General features: G+C 58.8%; 12 protein-coding genes and 2 pseudogenes. 3 read left to right on the top strand and 11 right to left on the bottom strand.

Annotated elements, in window-relative coordinates:
* Position 1 precedes the first annotated feature (1 nt).
* The 7 genes and pseudogenes from F5897_RS00690 to F5897_RS00665 form a co-directional block, all read right to left on the bottom strand.
* On the bottom strand, positions 2 to 1,621 hold the full coding sequence (locus F5897_RS00690) for a bifunctional folylpolyglutamate synthase/dihydrofolate synthase (protein WP_246332165.1): 1,620 nt from the start codon (positions 1,619 to 1,621) through the stop codon (positions 2 to 4).
* 2 nt (positions 1,622 to 1,623) lie between these two features.
* A complete protein-coding gene (gene ileS / locus F5897_RS00685; RefSeq protein WP_183304124.1) occupies positions 1,624 to 4,980 on the bottom strand; it encodes an isoleucine--tRNA ligase in 3,357 nt (1,118 codons plus the stop codon).
* A gap of 415 nt (positions 4,981 to 5,395) precedes the next feature.
* Positions 5,396 to 5,911: pseudogene (locus F5897_RS07985) on the bottom strand (ATP-binding cassette domain-containing protein); the annotation flags it as partial.
* 228 nt (positions 5,912 to 6,139) lie between these two features.
* Positions 6,140 to 6,883, bottom strand: a pseudogene (locus F5897_RS07980) (ATP-binding cassette domain-containing protein); the annotation flags it as partial.
* On the bottom strand, positions 6,883 to 7,695 hold the full coding sequence (locus F5897_RS00675; protein ID WP_183304122.1) for an ABC transporter permease: 813 nt from the start codon (positions 7,693 to 7,695) through the stop codon (positions 6,883 to 6,885). The gene F5897_RS00675 and the pseudogene F5897_RS07980, both read right to left, overlap by 1 nt.
* Positions 7,696 to 8,643 carry an ABC transporter permease subunit gene (locus F5897_RS00670; protein ID WP_158608054.1) on the bottom strand — a complete coding sequence of 316 codons (948 nt, stop codon included), beginning with the start codon at positions 8,641 to 8,643 and terminating at the stop codon, positions 7,696 to 7,698.
* A gap of 30 nt (positions 8,644 to 8,673) precedes the next feature.
* A complete protein-coding gene (locus F5897_RS00665) occupies positions 8,674 to 10,290 on the bottom strand; it encodes an ABC transporter substrate-binding protein (RefSeq protein WP_183304121.1) in 1,617 nt (538 codons plus the stop codon).
* Between the two features lie 88 nt (positions 10,291 to 10,378).
* On the opposite strand from F5897_RS00665, the gene F5897_RS00660 reads away from it, so the two are divergent.
* From F5897_RS00660 to F5897_RS00650, 3 genes are all read left to right on the top strand, one after another.
* Positions 10,379 to 10,978, top strand: coding sequence for a TetR family transcriptional regulator (locus tag F5897_RS00660; RefSeq protein WP_183304120.1), 600 nt, complete (start codon positions 10,379 to 10,381; stop codon positions 10,976 to 10,978).
* 85 nt (positions 10,979 to 11,063) lie between these two features.
* Complete coding sequence (gene valS / locus F5897_RS00655; protein ID WP_183304119.1) at positions 11,064 to 13,673, top strand: valine--tRNA ligase; 2,610 nt, start codon at positions 11,064 to 11,066, stop codon at positions 13,671 to 13,673.
* A 23-nt stretch (positions 13,674 to 13,696) separates the two neighbouring features.
* Complete coding sequence (locus tag F5897_RS00650) at positions 13,697 to 14,035, top strand: hypothetical protein (protein WP_183304118.1); 339 nt, start codon at positions 13,697 to 13,699, stop codon at positions 14,033 to 14,035.
* 10 nt (positions 14,036 to 14,045) lie between these two features.
* Here the strand turns inward: F5897_RS00650 and clpX are convergent, their stop codons facing one another.
* The 4 genes from clpX to tig form a co-directional block, all read right to left on the bottom strand.
* Positions 14,046 to 15,323 carry an ATP-dependent Clp protease ATP-binding subunit ClpX gene (gene clpX, locus F5897_RS00645; protein ID WP_183304117.1) on the bottom strand — a complete coding sequence of 426 codons (1,278 nt, stop codon included), beginning with the start codon at positions 15,321 to 15,323 and terminating at the stop codon, positions 14,046 to 14,048.
* A gap of 95 nt (positions 15,324 to 15,418) precedes the next feature.
* Positions 15,419 to 16,066, bottom strand: a complete 648-nt coding sequence (locus F5897_RS00640; RefSeq protein WP_246332164.1) for an ATP-dependent Clp protease proteolytic subunit — start codon at positions 16,064 to 16,066, stop codon at positions 15,419 to 15,421.
* A 9-nt stretch (positions 16,067 to 16,075) separates the two neighbouring features.
* Complete coding sequence (locus F5897_RS00635) at positions 16,076 to 16,660, bottom strand: ATP-dependent Clp protease proteolytic subunit (protein ID WP_124824021.1); 585 nt, start codon at positions 16,658 to 16,660, stop codon at positions 16,076 to 16,078.
* Positions 16,661 to 16,813: 153 nt separating this feature from the next.
* The gene (gene tig, locus F5897_RS00630; protein WP_183304116.1) at positions 16,814 to 18,133 is read right to left on the bottom strand and encodes a trigger factor; all 1,320 of its coding nucleotides are present in this window, start codon (positions 18,131 to 18,133) and stop codon (positions 16,814 to 16,816) included.
* Positions 18,134 to 18,162 lie beyond the last annotated feature (29 nt).

Raw genomic sequence — 18,162 nt, 5'->3', positions numbered from 1 at the left:
GTTACCACCCTTCGGTCTCTGCAACTTCCACGGCGCTGCCAGCCAACAGCACGCTGCCAGCAACCAAAACTCCGCGCTGTGCTCCAGCCGCTGCCCAGTCACGAGCCTGCTCGAAACCAAGATAGCAGTTTTCAGCAACCGTTATCGCTGCTGCAGGTAGCTGCGCAGTGACCAGCTGCGGCGCCAATTGCGCAAGCTGCACAGCACTGACACTGCGCGGCGACTCCACTGGCACCAAAATTAACCTGTCGGCCAGCTGCGCCAAACCGCGCAAAACTCCCAGGGTGTCTTTATCAGCCAGAACACCGGCAACCACGCACACCCCGTCAGCAAACTCAAAATTCTCTTCGAATGCAGCTGTCAGTGCCGCCACACCGTGCGGATTATGAGCCGCGTCTACCAGCACAGCCGGAGACTTCGCGACGAGTTGTAAACGCCCCGGACTAGTCACCTCGGCCAGCGCGGTCTCCACAATTTCACGATCCAGCTCCCGCCCCAGGAAAGCCTCTACCGCTGCTACAGCCAAAGCGGCATTTTCACCCTGGTGCGCACCCCAGAGATTAACCAGCAAATCATCATAAACCGCGCCGGTTGTCGCCGACTCCAACGTCACCAGACGTCCACCAACTGCCTGCTGATTTGCGCGCAGTGCCACGTCCACACCGATCCGCAACAGTGGAATCTCTAGTTCCTTAGCCCGCGCATCTAATGCAGCAAAAGCTTCTATCGGCTGCTGCGCGGTAACCGCTACTGCCCCAGGCTTCATAATTCCAGCTTTAGTGGCTGCAATCTCGGCGATGGTATCACCAAGAATACCGACATGATCAAGGGCAATTGGAGAGAAAACTGCAACGTCAGCATTAGCGATATTCGTGGCGTCCCACTCACCCCCCATACCAACTTCAATCACAGCGACTTCGACCGGAGCATCTGCAAAAGCTGCGAAAGCCAAAACCGCCAGCGCTTCAAAAAACGTGATTCTCCCCTGCCCGGCAGCATCTAGCTCGGCATCAACCACCTCCAACGCTGGCTGCAGGCTCTGCCAAGCCAGCGCCAAATCCACCCCGTCAATAGGAGCCAGATCAATCTGAAACCGCTCCGTAAACGCACGCAGATGCGGGCTAGTGAAGAGCCCGGTACGCATGCCGTGTTCTTGTAGTATCGCGGCGATAATCCGACTGGTTGAGGTTTTACCATTGGTTCCGGCAACCTGAATGATTGGATAGCTAGCTTGCGGCAAACCTGCAAGCTCCGCAAAGCGCCGCACCGGTTCGATGCGTGGCCGCGGATTAGCTTCTCCCACACGGCACAGCAGCTCCTGGAAAACCTGCTCCGCTGCCTGTTCTGCCTCAGCCTGAAACAGATTCTGTTGCACAGCATCCAGGGAGTCATCCAGCCGCTGCACAGCTGCGCCGTCATCTGCGGCGTCATCGTCGTCGAGCAGCGGATTCAACAGTTTTGCCATGGCTTTCGCCTCAGCCAACGCGCTATCCGCACTCACCCCCGCTGCCGCGGCGGCAGTCTCCCAGGGGTCAGCTGCGGTCTGCTGCTGCTCATCAGCAGCTGTGGTGTGGATCACGCCACCGTCATCCTCGCGAAACGCGTCCTCATTAAAGCTCATGGTTAGGCCTCGCCAGCTTTGCTAAGCTCCACCAGCAGCGGAGCCTTTTCTGTGCCCAGCGCATTGGCAGCGAGCTGCACAAAGGCCGCAGTGCTCGCCGCAGCCTGAGTCTGCAGCGCGCCGGCTGATCCACTGCCAACCTTAATGGTTTTAGCCAGGGTCTCCTGCTGAATCAGCTCCTGGTGAGTCTGCAGCGCCGCTGCCGCCCAGTCTTCTGCGGTGAGCTCCAGGGTGATGCGATCGCTGATGTTCAGCCCCGCCGCTTTACGCGCCTCCTGAATTGCACGCACCGCGTCACGTGCCAGCCCCTCGGCAGCAAGCTCCGCGGTCACCTCGGTGTCAAGCAGCACAAAACCGCCGCCCGCGGTGAGCGCTAACGCGGTGTCAGCTGCTGCACCGGCGGTTGTGAGTGTGAGCTCGTACTCGCCCGGAATCAGCTCCACCCCGCCAGCTACAACCCCGGTTTCAGTCTCTTGCCAGTCACCTGTTTTGGCGCCCTTAATCGCCTGCTGCACTGCTTTGCCGATGCGCGGGCCGGCAGCGCGCGCATTAACGCTGAGTGTTGAGGTGATGCCGTAATTTGCGGCGGTGTCAGCCTCCAGCTGCATAAACTGCACCTCACGGACGTTCAGCTCGTCACGCAGAATCGCGGCAAACTGCTGCAGCGCGGCAGCTTGCGCACTCACCACGGTCAGCTGCTGTAGCGGCAACCGCACTCGCAGCTGCTTAGCTTTACGCAGGCTCAGTGCTTGAGAGGTAATTTGGCGGATCTCGTCCATCGCGGCTACCAGCTCAGCGTCCAGCGGCAGCTCAGCCACTGCTGGCCAGTCGCACAGGTGCACTGACCGCCCCCCGGTAAGCCCTCGCCAAATATCTTCGGTTGTCAGCGGCGCCAGCGGCGCAGCAGCACGGCACAGCACCTCTAAAACTGTGTAGAGGGTGTTAAACGCTGCCTGGTTTGCGGCTTTGCCGTGCTCCCCGGTGGTGCCCTCCCAGAAGCGCTCGCGGCTACCGCGCACGTACCAGTTGGTTAGCACCTCGGCGAAGTCTCGCAGCACCGCGGCTGCGGTTGTGGTGTCGAGGTTTTCCAGCGCGGCCTCGGTGTCTGCCACCGCCACCCGCAGCTTGCTCAGGATATACCGGTCTAGCGGATCGGTGCTGGTGGTGTCGAACACCGGGGTGCATCCGTCGGCGTTGCTGTACAGGCTGAAGAAGTACCAGGTATTCCACAGCGGCAGCAGGAATTGCCGCACGCCCTCACGGATGCCAGCCTCGGTGACAATGAGGTTACCGCCGCGCACCACTGGCGAAGCCATCAGGAACCAGCGCATCGCGTCTGAGCCGTCACGCTCAAACACCTCGTTCACGTCAGGGTAGTTGCGCAGCGATTTCGACATTTTGTTGCCGTCGCTGCCAAGCACGATGCCGTGGCTGATGACGTTCTTAAATGCTGGTCGGTCAAACAGTGCGGTTGCCAGCACATGCTGCACATAGAACCAGCCGCGGGTTTGCCCGATATACTCCACGATGAAGTCGGCCGGCTGGTGGGTGTCAAACCAGTCCTGATTTTCAAACGGATAGTGCACCTGGGCAAACGGCATCGAGCCGCTATCAAACCACACATCGAGCACGTCTTCAATGCGGCGCAGCTTGCTCTGGCCGGTCGGATCTGCGGGATTCGGTTTCACCAGTTCGTCGATGTATGGGCGGTGCAGATCCACCTCTCCCTGCTCATTGCGTGGCAACGTACCAAATCCGGCTTCCAGCTCCGCCAGCGAGCCGTAAACTTCGACGTGTGGATACTCAGGATTGTCACTCACCCACACCGGAATCGGGGTGCCCCAGAAACGGTTGCGACTAATTGACCAGTCGCGAGCTCCCTCCAACCATTTGCCGAACTGCCCGTGCTTGACGTTAGCTGGCACCCAGTTGATAGCCTCATTGGTTTCTAGCATCCGGTCTTTCAGCTCGGTAACGCGCACGAACCAGCTTGACACGGCTTTATACATCAGCGGAGTGCGGCAGCGCCAGCAGTGTGGGTAGCTGTGCTCATAGCTGGCTTCGCGCAACAGACGCTGCTGCTGTTTCAAAACGTTGATGATGGTGCGGTTCGCGGCGAAGGCTTGCACCCCGACGATGTCTGCGAGCGGCCCGTTTTGGAACACCGGCAGGAATTCTGCGGCGTCGTCAACCGACAGAATGACCGGGATGCCGTAACGCTCGTTGATGATCATATCGTCTTCACCGTAGGCTGGCGCCTGGTGCACGATACCGGTGCCGTCTTCGGTTGAGACGTAGTCGGCGACGGTGATGATCCAGGCATGCTGGGTGCCCCAGGTCTCGGCGTCGGCGAAGGTGTCCCACAGCGGCTGGTACTGCACGTATTCAAGCTCTTGGCCGGTGAGGGTGCGGGTGATTGCGGCTGTTAATGCTGCTGGATCAGCGTAGCCTAGTTCTTTGGCGTAAGCGGTCGCGCGAGCCGCAGCCACGAGGTATTGCGCCTCTCCTGCCGCCCCACCATCAGCTGCGCCGAGCGGACCGGCTGGCACCACGGCGTAGCTGACCTCTGGCCCGACTGCTACTGAGAAGTTGGTTGGCAAGGTCCAGGGAGTGGTGGTCCAGGCGAGCATCCGGACGCCTTCAAGCCCCAGTTCGGCGGCTTTCTGGCCAGTCAGCGGGAAGGTTACGGTGACGCTCGGGTCTTGCCGCATCTGGTAGACATCATCGTCCATACGCAGCTCGTGATTCGACAGCGGTGTTTGGTCACGCCAGCAGTATGGGAGGATCCGCTGCCCCTGATATGCTAAGCCTTTTTTGTAGAGCTCTGCGAACGCCCAGATGACGCTCTCCATGTACTCGATGTTGAGGGTTTTGTAGTCGTTTTCGAAGTCCACCCAGCGTGCTTGCCTGGTCACGTAGTCTTCCCATTCACGGGTGTACTGCAGCACTGATTCGCGGGCTTTAGCGTTGAATTTGTCGATGCCCATCTCAAGAATCTGGTGTTTTTCTGTCAGCCCGAGCTGCTTCATCGCTTCCAGCTCGGCCGGCAACCCGTGGGTGTCCCAGCCGAAGCGCCGCTCGACTTTTTTACCACGCATGGTTTGAAACCGCGGGAACACGTCTTTGGCGTAGCCGGTGAGCAGATGGCCGTAGTGCGGCAGGCCGTTTGCGAACGGCGGACCATCGTTAAAAACCCACTCGCCCTGACCTTCACGGGCGGTAATGGAGTCTTTGAAGGTGTTGTCTTGTTTCCAGAATGCTAGCACCCGCTCTTCTAGTTGCGGGAAATTTGGGGCTGCGGCGACGCCGCTCGACTCCGGAACGAAAGTTTCAGGTGTTTGTTTTTTAGGGAAGGTCATTTTCTCTCCAGCATTTATCGTGTTGTGCTGGGACGAGCTCAATGCCCGCGGTACCACCCTGCTTTGCCGCGGCAACTGCTCGCGGCCCCTTAATTTAAGACGTGTCGTGTCTGCCCCGCCCGGGTCTAATTGGCGCCGCTTTGGGCGGCTCCGTTCTTCCGAGTGCTCCCCGGTGATTGCCGGTTCATCGCATTGAGTTATATTCTAGCAGCATCTGCTGGGCGGCGGTGCTCTGAGGGTGGGCGAATATTGCCGTGGTGGATCCGCGCTCCACGATTTTCCCGCCCGCGAAAACGTAGACTGTGTCTGCGAGCTGGGCGACGCTGCTTAGTTCGTGGGAGATGAGCAGCATGCTGAGGTTGTGGCGGGAACGGATGCGCTGCAGCAGTGCAACCATGGTTTGCCTGATGCTGGCGTCGAGGGCGCTGACCGGTTCGTCTAGCAGCAGCAGTTCGGGGTCACGCGCGAGAGCGCGGGCGATTGCCAGGCGTTGCACCTGACCGCCGGAGAGCTGCGCCACTTTGGTGTTGAGTGCGGTGTCGAGCTCTACGGCTGCTAGCAGCTCGGTGAGGGTTGCGGGTGTTGCCTGTGGTTTTGCTTCGCGCAGCACCTGTTTGACGCTCATGCGCGGCAGCAGAGAGCTGCGGGTATCTTGTGGCACCCACGCGATTTTGGGATTGTGGCTGCGGCGCATGTCTGTGATGTGCGGTACCAGCCCCAGCAGGGTTTTGGCCGCGGTGCTTTTGCCGCTGCCACTGGGACCAATAAAGGCGACGCACTGCCCTGCAGGGATTGCTACGCTGAGCTCATCAAGCACAGGGTGCGCGCGGTGGTATCCTGCCTGCCGCAGACTGAAGCTAAAATTTGCAGCGTTTTCTGGCACCAGCGCGGTGTTTGGCTGCTCTGTAGCAAGCTCCTGCGTCGCGGCCATTTCCGACACGGTAGACTCGGCAGCAGCTCGCGCGACACTGCTGCGCGGCGGCGACTGTGGTGCCATTTGCTGCGGTTCGCGGGCGCCGCGGGCTGCGGCAACCAGCGCGCGGGTCACCGGGTGTTTTGGGGCAGCTAACAGCTGGGCTGCTGCTCCCTGTTCAACCACATGCCCCGCAGCAATCACCAGCACTCGATCAGCGTGGGCTTGCACCGCCGCCAGGTCATGACTGATTAGCAGCAATCCTTTACCGTGGCTGGCAGCAACCAGCTCGCGCAGCACCGCGGCGGCGATGTGTGGATCCAGCGCGCTCGTGGGCTCGTCAGCCACAAGCAGCTGTGGCTGTGCCGCGAGCGCGGCGGCGATTAGGGCCCGCTGTCGCATTCCTCCGGAGAAGGCTCCCGGTTTACGCTGTAACAGCTGCCCCACCGCTTTGGCGTTTAGGTTTTGAAATCCTGCGCTGCTGAGCACTCGGTGTGCCAGTTCTTTCAAGGGCGGGGTATGCGGCGGCTGATTTTTGCGTGTTTTAGGAGCGCGGCGACGCTGTTCACGGGGCTGCTCGGAGATTGCGTTGTAGATGCTGCGCAGCGGATCCATCGCGCCTTGGGCATCCTGGTTAATGTAGCCGACATGCAGCGCGCGAATGTCGTCAATGCTGCCTTCGGGGGTTGCTGCGCTTGCCGACAGGTTTTCACTACCCACCGCGCTGCGGTTGCGATGCCGCGCAAAATGACCGGCGGCAGCACTCACCCTCACCCCGCACAGTTCATGGCGGGTGCTGGAGCTGCTCAGTTCCGGCGGTAATAGCCCCACCGCGGCTTTAGCTAAAAGTGATTTACCAGCTCCCGAGTTGCCGATTATCGCCACTGTTTCACCAGCGGCAACTGTGAACTCATCAACTGCGAGCAGCTGTTCACCCGTGGACGTGGTGACGCGCAGGTTTTCCAGACGTAACAGTGGTTGAGCAGCCATCAACTCCACCTCGCTTCCAGTTTTTTGCCGAGCACGGTGAATAACGCCACGGTGCCCAGCAGCGCCAGCCCAGGGAACACAATTGCCCACCAGCCGCGATTCACAAAAAGCTTGCCCTGGCTCAGCATCGCGCCCCAGTCTGGATCTGGCGGGGTCAAACCCAACCCCAAGAAGGTCAAAGCCGCAATCATCAGCACCGCAAACCCAACCCCGAGCACCGCCACCGCGATAATCGGGCGCAGAGTTTCCGGCAGCACATATACGAACGCCCTACGGAGTTTACCGATGCCCAGCACCCGAGCGGTTTGATGTGCCTCCGCGGTGATAGCGGAGCGGGCCTGCAGCAGCGCGATACGCGCGTAACCGGGCATGGTTGCGAGCGCGACGGCGAGAGTTACCCCAACCGCACCCGGGCCGGTGTACGCCATAATCAGCAACGCGATGAGAAAGTCTGGCAGGGCCATGGTGGCATCTAGCACGCGGGCACCGAGCTGGCCCAGTGACCGCGGCAGAAACGCGAGCATCACGCCCCAAGCGGCTCCCACAAGCGCGGCGGCGGCAGCTGCTATTACCGCGCTCAACACTGTGGTGCGGGCGCCGTAAATCACACGACTAAACACGTCGCGCCCGGTTTGGTCAGTGCCGAAGGGGTGTGCGGCGCTGGGTGGTGAGAACACGGCTGCGGTGTTGGTGGCCAGCGGATCCACCCCCGTAATTAATTGCGGTACGGTAACTGTGAGTGTCAGCATTAAGAGCCCGGCGAGGCTCAGCACGAGACTCACGGTTCGCTGTGTCTGAATTCTGGAGCGCATCTAGTGACCCCGACGCTTTGTGGTTAGAGTGATGAGCGTGCCGAGCAGCTGCGACAGCACCGCGAAAACCAGTGCGGAAAGCGCCACCAACCCCAGCACCACCGGCATGTCTCGCGCCAGTACCGCGTCGAGGGCAACTCGGCCGAGTCCCGGCCGGGCAAATACTGTTTCGACGAGGATTGCGCCGCCCAGCACCGATCCGATGATGTTTACGGTGACGGCGCCGACGCTAGGCACCGCGTGCAGGGTTCCGTGACTCCAAGCGAACCGGGCGCGACTGACACCGCGGGCGCGACTGCTCAGCGCAAACTGGGTATTTTCGACCGCGTTCAGCTCGGTATTGACCAGTTGCCCCAGCACTCCGGCGACGGGTAGGGCGAGAGTTACCGCTGGAAGAATAATCGCTTGCCAGCTGCCCACTCCCCCGGAAGGCAACCATTTTAGCCACACTGAGAACAGCATCAGTAGCAAGAACCCGAGCCAATAATTAGGGGTAGCGGTGAGGATGACGTTTACCAGGTTGAAGATTTTGTCGCGCAGTCCCGCTGGTTGCCCCCAGGGTTTTTTGTAGCGCAGCAGCGCCTGCCCGAGCAGCACCAGCGTAACAGCGAGACACAACGCCACGGTTGCCAGTTGCAGGGTGTGCCCGGCTTGCCGCGCAATAATTGTGCTCACTTCCAGGTGCTGATTGTAGGAGTAGCCCAGGTTGCCGGTGAGTAAGTTTTTGAGGTGAGTGAGATACTGCTGCCACAGCGGTTCGTTAAGCCCCAGCTCGATGCGGATCTGTTCGCGCTGCGCGGCGGGAATTTTAGCAAGCGGCCCGAGCCGGATATCGACAGGGTCACCAGGCACCAAGGCCAGTGCAAAAAAACTCACGGAAACAGCGATGAACACGGTTAACGCAATTTGCCAGATGCTGGCGAGTATTGTACCGATAACCGTGTTCACCGTGTTCCTTCGTGAGTTGTTGATGCGGGGTTACTTAACCGCGACTGAGAGCAGCAGCGGCCAGCCGTTGGCATCGTAGTGCAGCCCCACGAGTTTATCGCTGCTGACAGAGATTGCGGCAGGGGTGTAAACCGGAATGATCGGGGTTTCGGTTTGCACCCAAGCAGCAAGCTCGTCGTACAGCTTAGTACGTTCTGCGTCATCGCTGCTCGCAGCGGCTGCTTCCAGTTTGGCGTCAATCTCGCTGTTTTTCACGAATGAGGCGTTCTGAAAACCCTCGCTATGCAGATGGTTGCGCAGAATATCCGGGTCGGTTGAGCCGTATGCCCAGTCGGTGAGGTTGAAGGTGCCGGCGCCGTATCGCTCATTGTAGTCGCCCGGCTCAAGCAGCTCATTTTTCACCTCGATGCCGACCGCACGCCACTGATCCACGAGTAGATCAGTAACGGCCTGCTTGTCTTCGCTGCGCGGAGTCCAGCTAATGTAGCTGAGGGTCAGCGGTTTACCGTCTTTTTCCCTGATTTCTTTGCCCTCTGGCAGTTTCCAGCCGGCTTCGTCAAGCAGTTTTGCAGCGGCGGTTACATCATGCTGCACCGCAGTATCACCGACGGTTGTGAGTGGTGTGGAGGGGCTAAAGACGGCCCCCGCAGCATCGTATGAACCGCCGAACACGGCATCAACAATTGCTTCACGATCCACACTCAATGCCAGCGCTTTACGCACTGCTTTGTCGTCGCTGCCGAACTGGGTGGTGTTAACGTACAGTGAGTATGGCATCCCCGGCGCAGGGGTTTTGTGCACACTGAGGTTACTGTTTTCAACCGCCACCGGTGACAGCTCTGAGGCGAGCAGAGCTTCGCCATTGCTCACGCGAGCAACCCGCAGATTGTCTTCTGCAACGAGCGCAACCTCCAGGGTTTTAGCGTTTTGTTCGAGCGGCTTGAAGCCTTCTGGGTACCATGTGTATGCTTCGTTGCGTTCGTATTTAATGCTGGAACCCGCTACGTATTCGACAAGCTTCCAAGGGCCGGTGCCGATATATGCTGCTGGATCGGCTGCCGGCAGTTTGTCAGCGCTGGTTGCCAGTGCCCGCGGTGAGTAGAACCCGAGGTTGCTATTTGCGCTGAACGTCAAAAACGGTGCGAACGGGCGGTTGAACTCCACCTCGGCGGTGTATTCGTCGATGACATTAACACCCACGAAAGCGTCACCGCCGAGCATGTCGTTGGCAGCCGCCGACTCAGTTTCGGCAGCCATAATGTGCTCAAAGTTTGCTTTCACCGCGGCGGCATTAAACTTTTCGCCGTCGGTGAAGGTAACGTCCTCACGCAGTTTGAACGTTACTTTTTTGCCGTCCGCGCTGGTTTCCCAGCTGGTCGCGAGCCAGGGCTGCAGGGTGCCTGACTCATCCAGGTAGGTGAGAGAATCCAATACCAGGCGGCCCAGCATTGCGCTGGCATCCAGCTGGCTGCGGTGTGGATCCATGTGCCCGCCATCGAGATTGTTGCCGGCAATTGCCCAGGTGACTGGGGCTGCGGTATTAACCATGGCGTTATCGCCTGCTGCTTGGCAGGCGGTCAGCCCAAATAATGCTGCAGCTGCTGTTGCTGCGATTACTGCTTTTCTTGTTTTCTTTGCAAAACCCACATTTACCTCCGTGTTTAGGTTGCCCCTTAAGCATACCGCAGCTTTATTGTACCTAGTGCATAAAAAAGTGCTTTGTTATTCTTAAGGTGTGCAAGAGAACAAACGTAGTCGTGGCCGTCCTCCGGCCACAAGCGCCACTGATTTACAGGAAGCAGCCTACGAGCTGTTCATGACTCACGGCTACGAGGCCACCAACGCGGCGATGATTACCAGTGCGATTGGTGCGAGCCGCTCTACTTTCTTTAATTACTTCCGTGTCAAGAGCGATATTTTCTGGCTCCAAACCGACGCGGCGATTACAACTTTTATCACCGAGCTGCATCAACGCAGTCAAAGTTACGGTTTTCACGAGGCCCTCACCGGTGCTGCAATGGCTGCCACCAGCGACTGGGACAGCAACCGCGTGCCTTGGGTTTACCACAACTATGAGCTGATTGGCTCCCCGGTGGCGGTGCTCGAAAGCTCCGCGCCGCGCCTTACGCGTGTCGCACAAGCAATCACCCAGACCCTACAGGAGCTCTCCCCCGCCACCTCCCACGCAAAACTGCTGCCGCTGAGTTCGATGTGTGTTGGGGCGCTCGCCGGTGCCGTACTTGGGTGGGCTGACAGCGGGGCAAATCGCGGAGTTTTAAGCGCCCATGTGAAAGCCGCGTTGGAGCCGCTCGAATCCACTTTCGCAAATTTTTAACATAAAATAGTTCTTTGAGTATCAGTATCGTCGTGCCGGCTGAAAACGCTGTGTTTGACGCTAAGCCCCAGGAGAAGACGGATAAATGACAGCGATCCCCGAAAAGCCAGCTCTCGAAGGTCTAGAAACCAAATGGGGTGAGATTTGGGATCAGGAGCAAACCTACGCTTTCAACCGTGACGGAGCTGAGCGCGACAGCGTTTACAGCATCGACACTCCGCCTCCGACCGCTTCAGGCTCCCTCCATGTGGGGCACGTTTTTTCTTACACCCACACCGACACCGTGGCGCGTTTTCAACGGATGCGCGGCAAGCGAGTGTTCTACCCGATGGGCTGGGACGACAACGGCCTCCCAACCGAGCGCCGTGTGCAGAACTACTACGGGGTGCGCTGCGATCCGAGCCTGGAATACGTCCCAAACTTCGAGCCACCGCAGCGCGGCGGCGACAACAAGAGCAGCAAAGCGGCCAATCAGCTGCCGATTTCACGCCGCAATTTTATTGAGCTGTGCGAAGAGCTGACGCTGGAAGATGAGAAACAGTTTGAGGCGCTGTGGCGCACTCTCGGCCTCAGCGTTGACTGGAAGCAGACTTACCGCACCATCAGCAGCGACAGCATCCGCACCTCACAGCTGGCTTTCGTGCGCAACATTGCCCGCGGCGAAGCCTACCTTGATGAGGCTCCAACACTGTGGGATGTGACCTTCCGCACCGCGGTTGCGCAGGCAGAGCTGGAGGATCGCGACCAGCCGGGCGCCTACCACACGCTGCTTTTCACTCGCCCTGACGGCGAGAAAATCGCGATTGACACCACTCGCCCAGAGCTGCTTCCTGCCTGTGTTGCGCTTGTGGCACACCCTGACGATGCCCGCTACCAGAACCTGTTCGGCACCACCGTCACCACACCGCTGTTTGGCGTTGAGGTGCCGGTTGTGGCGCACAAGCTGGCGCAGCCGGACAAGGGCACCGGCATTGCGATGATTTGCACTTTCGGTGATGTCACAGACGTGATTTGGTGGCGTGAGCTGGGGCTGCCAACGCGCAGCGTGCTCGGTTTTGACGGCCGCATTCTCGCTGACGCGCCGGCGGCTATCACTTCTGAGCGCGGTCTCGCAGCTTACGCTGAGCTCGCCGGCAAAACTGTGTTCAGCGCGAAAGAAACAATCGTCAAACTGCTACAAGAATCTGGTGAGCTAACCGGTGAGATTCGTAAAATCACCCACCCTGTGAAGTTCTTTGAGAAGGGCGACAAGCCACTGGAGATTGTGTCCACCAGGCAGTGGTACATCAAAAACTCTGCGCAGGATGCTGAGCTGCGTAACCGACTGCTCGCGCACGGCAAAGCTCTTAACTGGCACCCTGATTTTATGCGGGTGCGCTACGAAAACTGGGTTGAGGGTTTAGCCGGTGACTGGCTAATTAGCCGCCAGCGGTTCTTCGGAGTGCCGATTCCGGTGTGGTACGGCATCGATGCTGCGGGCGAGATTGACTATAACCGCGTGATTGTGCCGACCGAAGAAATGCTGCCGGTTGATCCATCAACTGATGTGCCACCTGGCTTCACCGCTGCACAGCGCGATGTGCCGGGCGGTTTTGCCGCCGAGGTTGACGTCATGGACACCTGGGCAACTTCGTCGCTAACCCCGCAGCTGGCTGGCAAGTGGGAGCAGGATCAGGAGCTGTTTAACCTCGTCTACCCGTTTGATTTGCGGCCCCAGGGGCAGGACATTATCCGCACCTGGCTTTTCAGCACTCTGCTGCGCAGCGAGCTTGAGAGCGGCCAGCTGCCGTGGTTGAACGCCGGCATTTCAGGGTGGATCCTCGACCCTGATCGCAAGAAAATGTCTAAGTCGAAGGGCAACGTAGTGACCCCGCTGGGGCTGCTGGAGCAGCATGGCGCTGACGCGGTGCGCTACTGGGCCGCGTCTGCGAAGCTCGGGGTTGATGCCGCTTTCGATCCGCAGCGTCCGACGCAAATTAAGATTGGCCGCCGGCTCGCGATTAAAATTTTGAACGCCGCAAAGTTCGTGCTGGGCTTTAATGCCACCGAGGTTGCGGGCAAGAGTGACGCTGAGCTGGCGGAGCTGGTTACCGCACCGCTTGATAAGAGCATGCTGGCGGCGCTGGCGGCGGTGACCGCGCAAGCAACTGCCGCATTTGAGCAGTATGATCATGCGAAGGCACTAGACCTCACCGAAACCTTCTTCTGGACTTTCTGTGATGACTATCTGGAGCTGGTGAAGGGCCGTGCCCACAACGGCACCGGTGCCGCGCAGCTGTCTGCGATTGCGGCGCTGCGGCTGGCGTTGAGCGCTCTGGTGCGACTGCTGGCACCGTTCGTGGTGTTCGCAACCGCCGAGGTGTGGTCATGGTTTAATGAGGGCTCTGTGCACACCGCGAGCTGGCCTTGCGCAGACACTCTCGCAGGCTATGCTGGCAGCGATGCTGACGCGGAGCTGTTGGCGCTTGCCGGCACCGCGATTATCGGGATTCGCGGCGCGAAAAGCGAGGCGAAGGTGTCACAGCGCACCCCGGTAATCACCGCGGAGATTGCCGCTCCGGCAGAGCTCACCGCAAAGTTTGAGGCAGTGCTCAGCGATATTAAAGAGCTCGGCAAGATCACAACTCTCACGGTTGTGCCAGGCGGTGACAGCGTCGAAATTCGCGGCGTTGAGCTGGCGCCGGTTGAGAGCTAGTGCGTCTCGGCACAAGTTGGCGGGTGGGGCACAGTATCCCAAACGGGGTGCCCCGCCCGCTGCACGCCGCGATTTTGGCGTGTGAGACTGCGGAGGGTGGATCCACCGCCGCAGCTACGCAAGCAGCACCCGCATACTGGAAGCTAACCTGGCTGGAGGGCGCAGCTTACCTCAGCTGCACGCTGCGCCCAGAGCAGGTGCTAACCTTGCACAACGGCGCCCCGGTGTGGCGCAGCTTAGATTCCGCCTGGTCGCTCCAGCCCAGCGGCGCGGAGACTCCTACCGGCGGCAGTGCTCACGATGCTGCCGCATACAGTGCAGTTATTGACAGTGCGGACGAGGACGACGACTGGCTGCTGTAGCGCACATCGCCTAGGCGGTTTTAGTGCCGCGTTTGCGCCGCAGCACCCGCGGCTCATCGCTGCCGGTTACCGCGTCTGCTGTGATTAACACCTTCGTGATGTCAGGATCACTCGGCGCGTGAAACATTACCGGTGCCAGCACCCGCTCCATGATTGAGCGCAGCCCGCGCGCTCCGGTGCCGCGTGCGAGTGCCTGCTGGGCGATCTGGCGCAGCGCATCCGGGGTGAAATCAAGTTCGATATTATCGTGTGAGAACAGCTCTTTGTACTGTTTCACAAGCGCGTTTTTCGGCTCGGTGAGAATCTTCACGAGCGCGTTTTCGTCAAGCGGATCCACGGTTGTCACAACCGGTAGGCGCCCAATAAACTCTGGGATGATGCCAAACTTAGTGAGATCTTCCGGCTCCACCTGGCTGTAAATATTGGCGTTGTCGATGTTGGCGCCAATCTCGGCGCCGAAACCGATACCGCCGCGCCCCAAACGTTTTTGGATAATATCTTCAAGCCCCGCAAATGCCCCCGCAACAATAAACAGAATGTTGCTGGTGTCTAACTGCAGGTACTCAGAGTTTGGTTCTTTGCGGCCGCCCTCGGGCGGGATAGAGGCAACTGTGCCCTCCAATATTTTCAGCAGTGCCTGCTGCACGCCCTCCCCCGAGACGTCACGGGTCACAGACGGCCCATCAGCTTTACGGCCAATTTTATCGATTTCGTCGATGTAGATAATGCCGGTTTCGGCTTTCTTAATGTCAAAGTCTGCGGCGCGCAACAGCCCCAGCAGCACATTTTCCACGTCTTCGCCAACATACCCGGCTTCGGTTAGCGCGGTGGCGTCAGCAACCGAGAACGGTACGCCCAGTTTTTTCGCCAGCGCCTGCGCCAAATAGGTTTTTCCGGTACCGGTCGGACCAATCAGCAGCACGTTAGATTTTTGCAACTCAATGCGCTGCTCGGCCGCCTCGGCTCCGGTTAACTGCCGGCTAGCTTTGACCCGCTTATAGTGGTTGTAAACCGCAACCGCCAGCGCCTGCTTCGCGCGATCTTGCCCAATGACGTAGTCGTCAAGGAATGCCGCAATCTCCCGTGGCTTTAGCAGCGCGAGCGGAGAGTCGCTAACCTCTTTCACCGCTTCTTCCGCGGTGCGCTCGGCAATAATTTCAGTGCACACTGCCACGCACTCGTCACAGATATAAACACCGGCACCAGAGATAAGCTGGCCCACCTGTTTTTGTGTTTTACTGCAGAACGAGCATTTCAGCAAGTCGCTGGAGTCTGAAATTAGCGCCACGGGTTCTCCTTATGTTCGTATTTCAGAGCCTAATCAAACTGCTCCAAAATAGCGAACTGCCGCGCCGTTGTGAGACGACACGGCAGCTTCTCGCCCTATTTTGCTTTCCGGCTCTCTAGCACCTGGTCAATCAGACCGTACTCAAGCGCCTCCGCAGCCGACAGAATCTTGTCACGATCGATATCTTTTTTGACCTGCTCAACAGGCTGCTTGGAGTGCTTCGCGAGAGTTTCTTCCAGCCACTCGCGCATCCGCATAATCTCCGCCGCCTGAATCTCGATGTCTGAAGCCTGACCGTGACCTGCTTGGCCGCTAGATGGCTGGTGGATCAGCACCCGTGCGTTTGGCAGCGCCAAGCGCTTGCCAGGGGCACCGCCTGCCAGCAGCACTGCGGCCGCTGACGCCGCCTGCCCGAGGCACACGGTCTGCACCTGCGGTTTAATGTACTGCATGGTGTCGTAGATTGCGGTCATCGCGGTGAAAGACCCGCCCGGGGAGTTGATGTACATCATAATGTCACGCTCTGGGTCTTGGCTTTCCAAAACCAGCAGCTGCGCCATAATGTCGTCAGCCGAAGCGTCATCAACCTGCACACCGAGGAAGATGATGCGATCTTCGAAGAGCTTCGCGTAAGGATCTTGCCGCTTATAGCCGTAAGCAGTACGCTCCTCAAAGCTCGGCAGAATATACCGTGACTGAGGCATGTGCCGCACCGCGGTTGGAAGAATAAAATCGTTAGTCATAACCTTGCCCTACTTCTTAGTTCCGCCGCCGCCAGTGACATCGCTCGCGCTCTCGCGAATATAATCAACAAAACCGTACTCAAGTGCCTCTTCTGCGGTGAACCAGCGGTCACGGTCACCGTCAGCATTAATCTGTTCCACGGTTTTGCCGGTGTTCTTCGCGGTAATCTCTGCGAGACGGTTCTTCATCGACACAATCAGCTGCGCCTGTGTCTGGATGTCACTCGCGGTGCCGCCGAAGCCACCGTGCGGCTGGTGCAATAGCACGCGTGCGTTCGGGGTGATGTAGCGTTTACCCTGGGTGCCAGCGGTGAGCAGGAACTGCCCCATCGAAGCTGCCATCCCGATGCCCACGGTCACGATATCGTTTGGCACAAACTGCATGGTGTCATAAATCGCCATGCCCGCGGTGATAGAGCCACCCGGGGAGTTGATGTAAAGATAAATGTCTGATTCCGGATCTTCTGCTGCAAGCAGAAGAATCTTTGCACAAATCTCGTTTGCGTTGTCGTCACGCACCTCTGAGCCGAGCCAGACGATGCGGTCTTTTAAGAGACGATCGAAAACAGTATTAGGTGCTTGCTGCTGTGTCATAGCGCACTCCGTTCTTTTCTACTCTTTCGAGATTACAGTGTTGTGGTGCAAAATGCTGCGCGGTTCGCCGCCAGCATACACCGCAGCGCTGCGGTAGCGTAAAGGGCAGCAAAGCGGTACGCTTTGCTGCCCTTTAAAGACGCTTAGCTAAGTTTACTCAGCAGCGGTTTCTGCAGCTGCGGCCTCTTCACCGGTATCAACCCGGGTGAACTCTGAGAGATCCACTACGTTGCCGCTCTTGTCTTTCACGGTAACCTTGGCAAGTGCGATAGCCAGTGCCTTGTTGCGGGTTACCTCGCCAACGATTGCGCCCATCTGGCCACCCTGGCTCAGCATCTGAATGAACTGACCTGGCTCAATGCCGTACTGCTGTGCAGACTGCATGATGTATGCGCTCAGCTCATTCTGGGTAGGCTCTACGTTCTCAGCCTCGATGATTGCGTCCAGCAGCAACTGCAGCTGCAGCTGCTTGCCAGCCTGCTCGGTCACCTCAGCGCGGTGCTCAGCATCGTCCTGGCGGCCTTCCTGCTCGAGGTGCCGATCCACCTCTTCAGCAACCAGCTCTTCAGAAACCGGGATCTTCGCGTCAGCGATCAGCTTCTCGATAAACAGGTCACGTGCCTCTGCACCCTGCTCGAAAACAGCCTTCTGCTGCACGTGCTTTGCGATGTCTGCCTCCAGCTCTGCAAGAGTCTCGAACTCGCTTGCCAGCTGTGCGAACTCGTCGTTTGCCTCTGCCAGCTCGCGCTCCTGCACAGCGGTTACGGTAACCTCTACCTCGGCATCCTGGCCCTCATATTCACCGCCGAGCAGCTGTGAGGTGAAGGTGGTGGTTTCGCCAGCGGTCAGGGTCTCCAGCGCTTCATCCATGCCGGCGAGCATGTTGCCAGCGCCAACCTGGTATGACACGCCCTCTGCCCGATCAACCTCGTTGCCGTCGATACGAGCCACCAGGTCGATTGCGACGTAGTCGTCTTTCTTAGCAGCGCGCTCTACGGTAACCAGCTTGCCGAAACGCTCGCGCAGCTTGTTGAGCTCAGTCTCGGCTGCGTCGTCAGCCACCTCTGCGTCAGCCACCTCAAGCTCGTACTTTTCGTACTTCGGCAGCTTAAACTCTGGGCGCACCTCAACCTCGAACACCAGCACCAGTTCGCTCTTTGGATCGTTAGCGTCAAGCCATTTCTCAACGTCAGCGGTTGGGCGACCCATTGGGCGCTCGCCTGACTCTTCGAGAGCTGCCTGGAAGAAGTGATCGAGTGACTTGTTTACTGCTTCCTGGATAACTGCCTCGCGGCCAACGCGCTGGTCGATGATTGGGGCAGGAACTTTACCCTTACGGAAGCCAGGAATTGCAACCTGCTCTGCGATTGCCTGATACGCGTCTTTCAAGAATGGCTTCAGGTCTTCCTCTGTGAGGTTGACTGTCAGCTTAGCGCGAGTCGGAGTAAGCTTTTCTGCTTTGTTAGTCGCCAAGGTGGACCTCTCGTGTTGATTAGTTATTA

The organism is Canibacter oris (assembly GCF_014197205.1).
Lineage (GTDB): Bacteria > Actinomycetota > Actinomycetes > Actinomycetales > Microbacteriaceae > Canibacter > Canibacter oris.
Note: the sequence above shows the minus strand (reverse complement) of the source record. Positions and strands in the feature narration are given on the sequence as shown.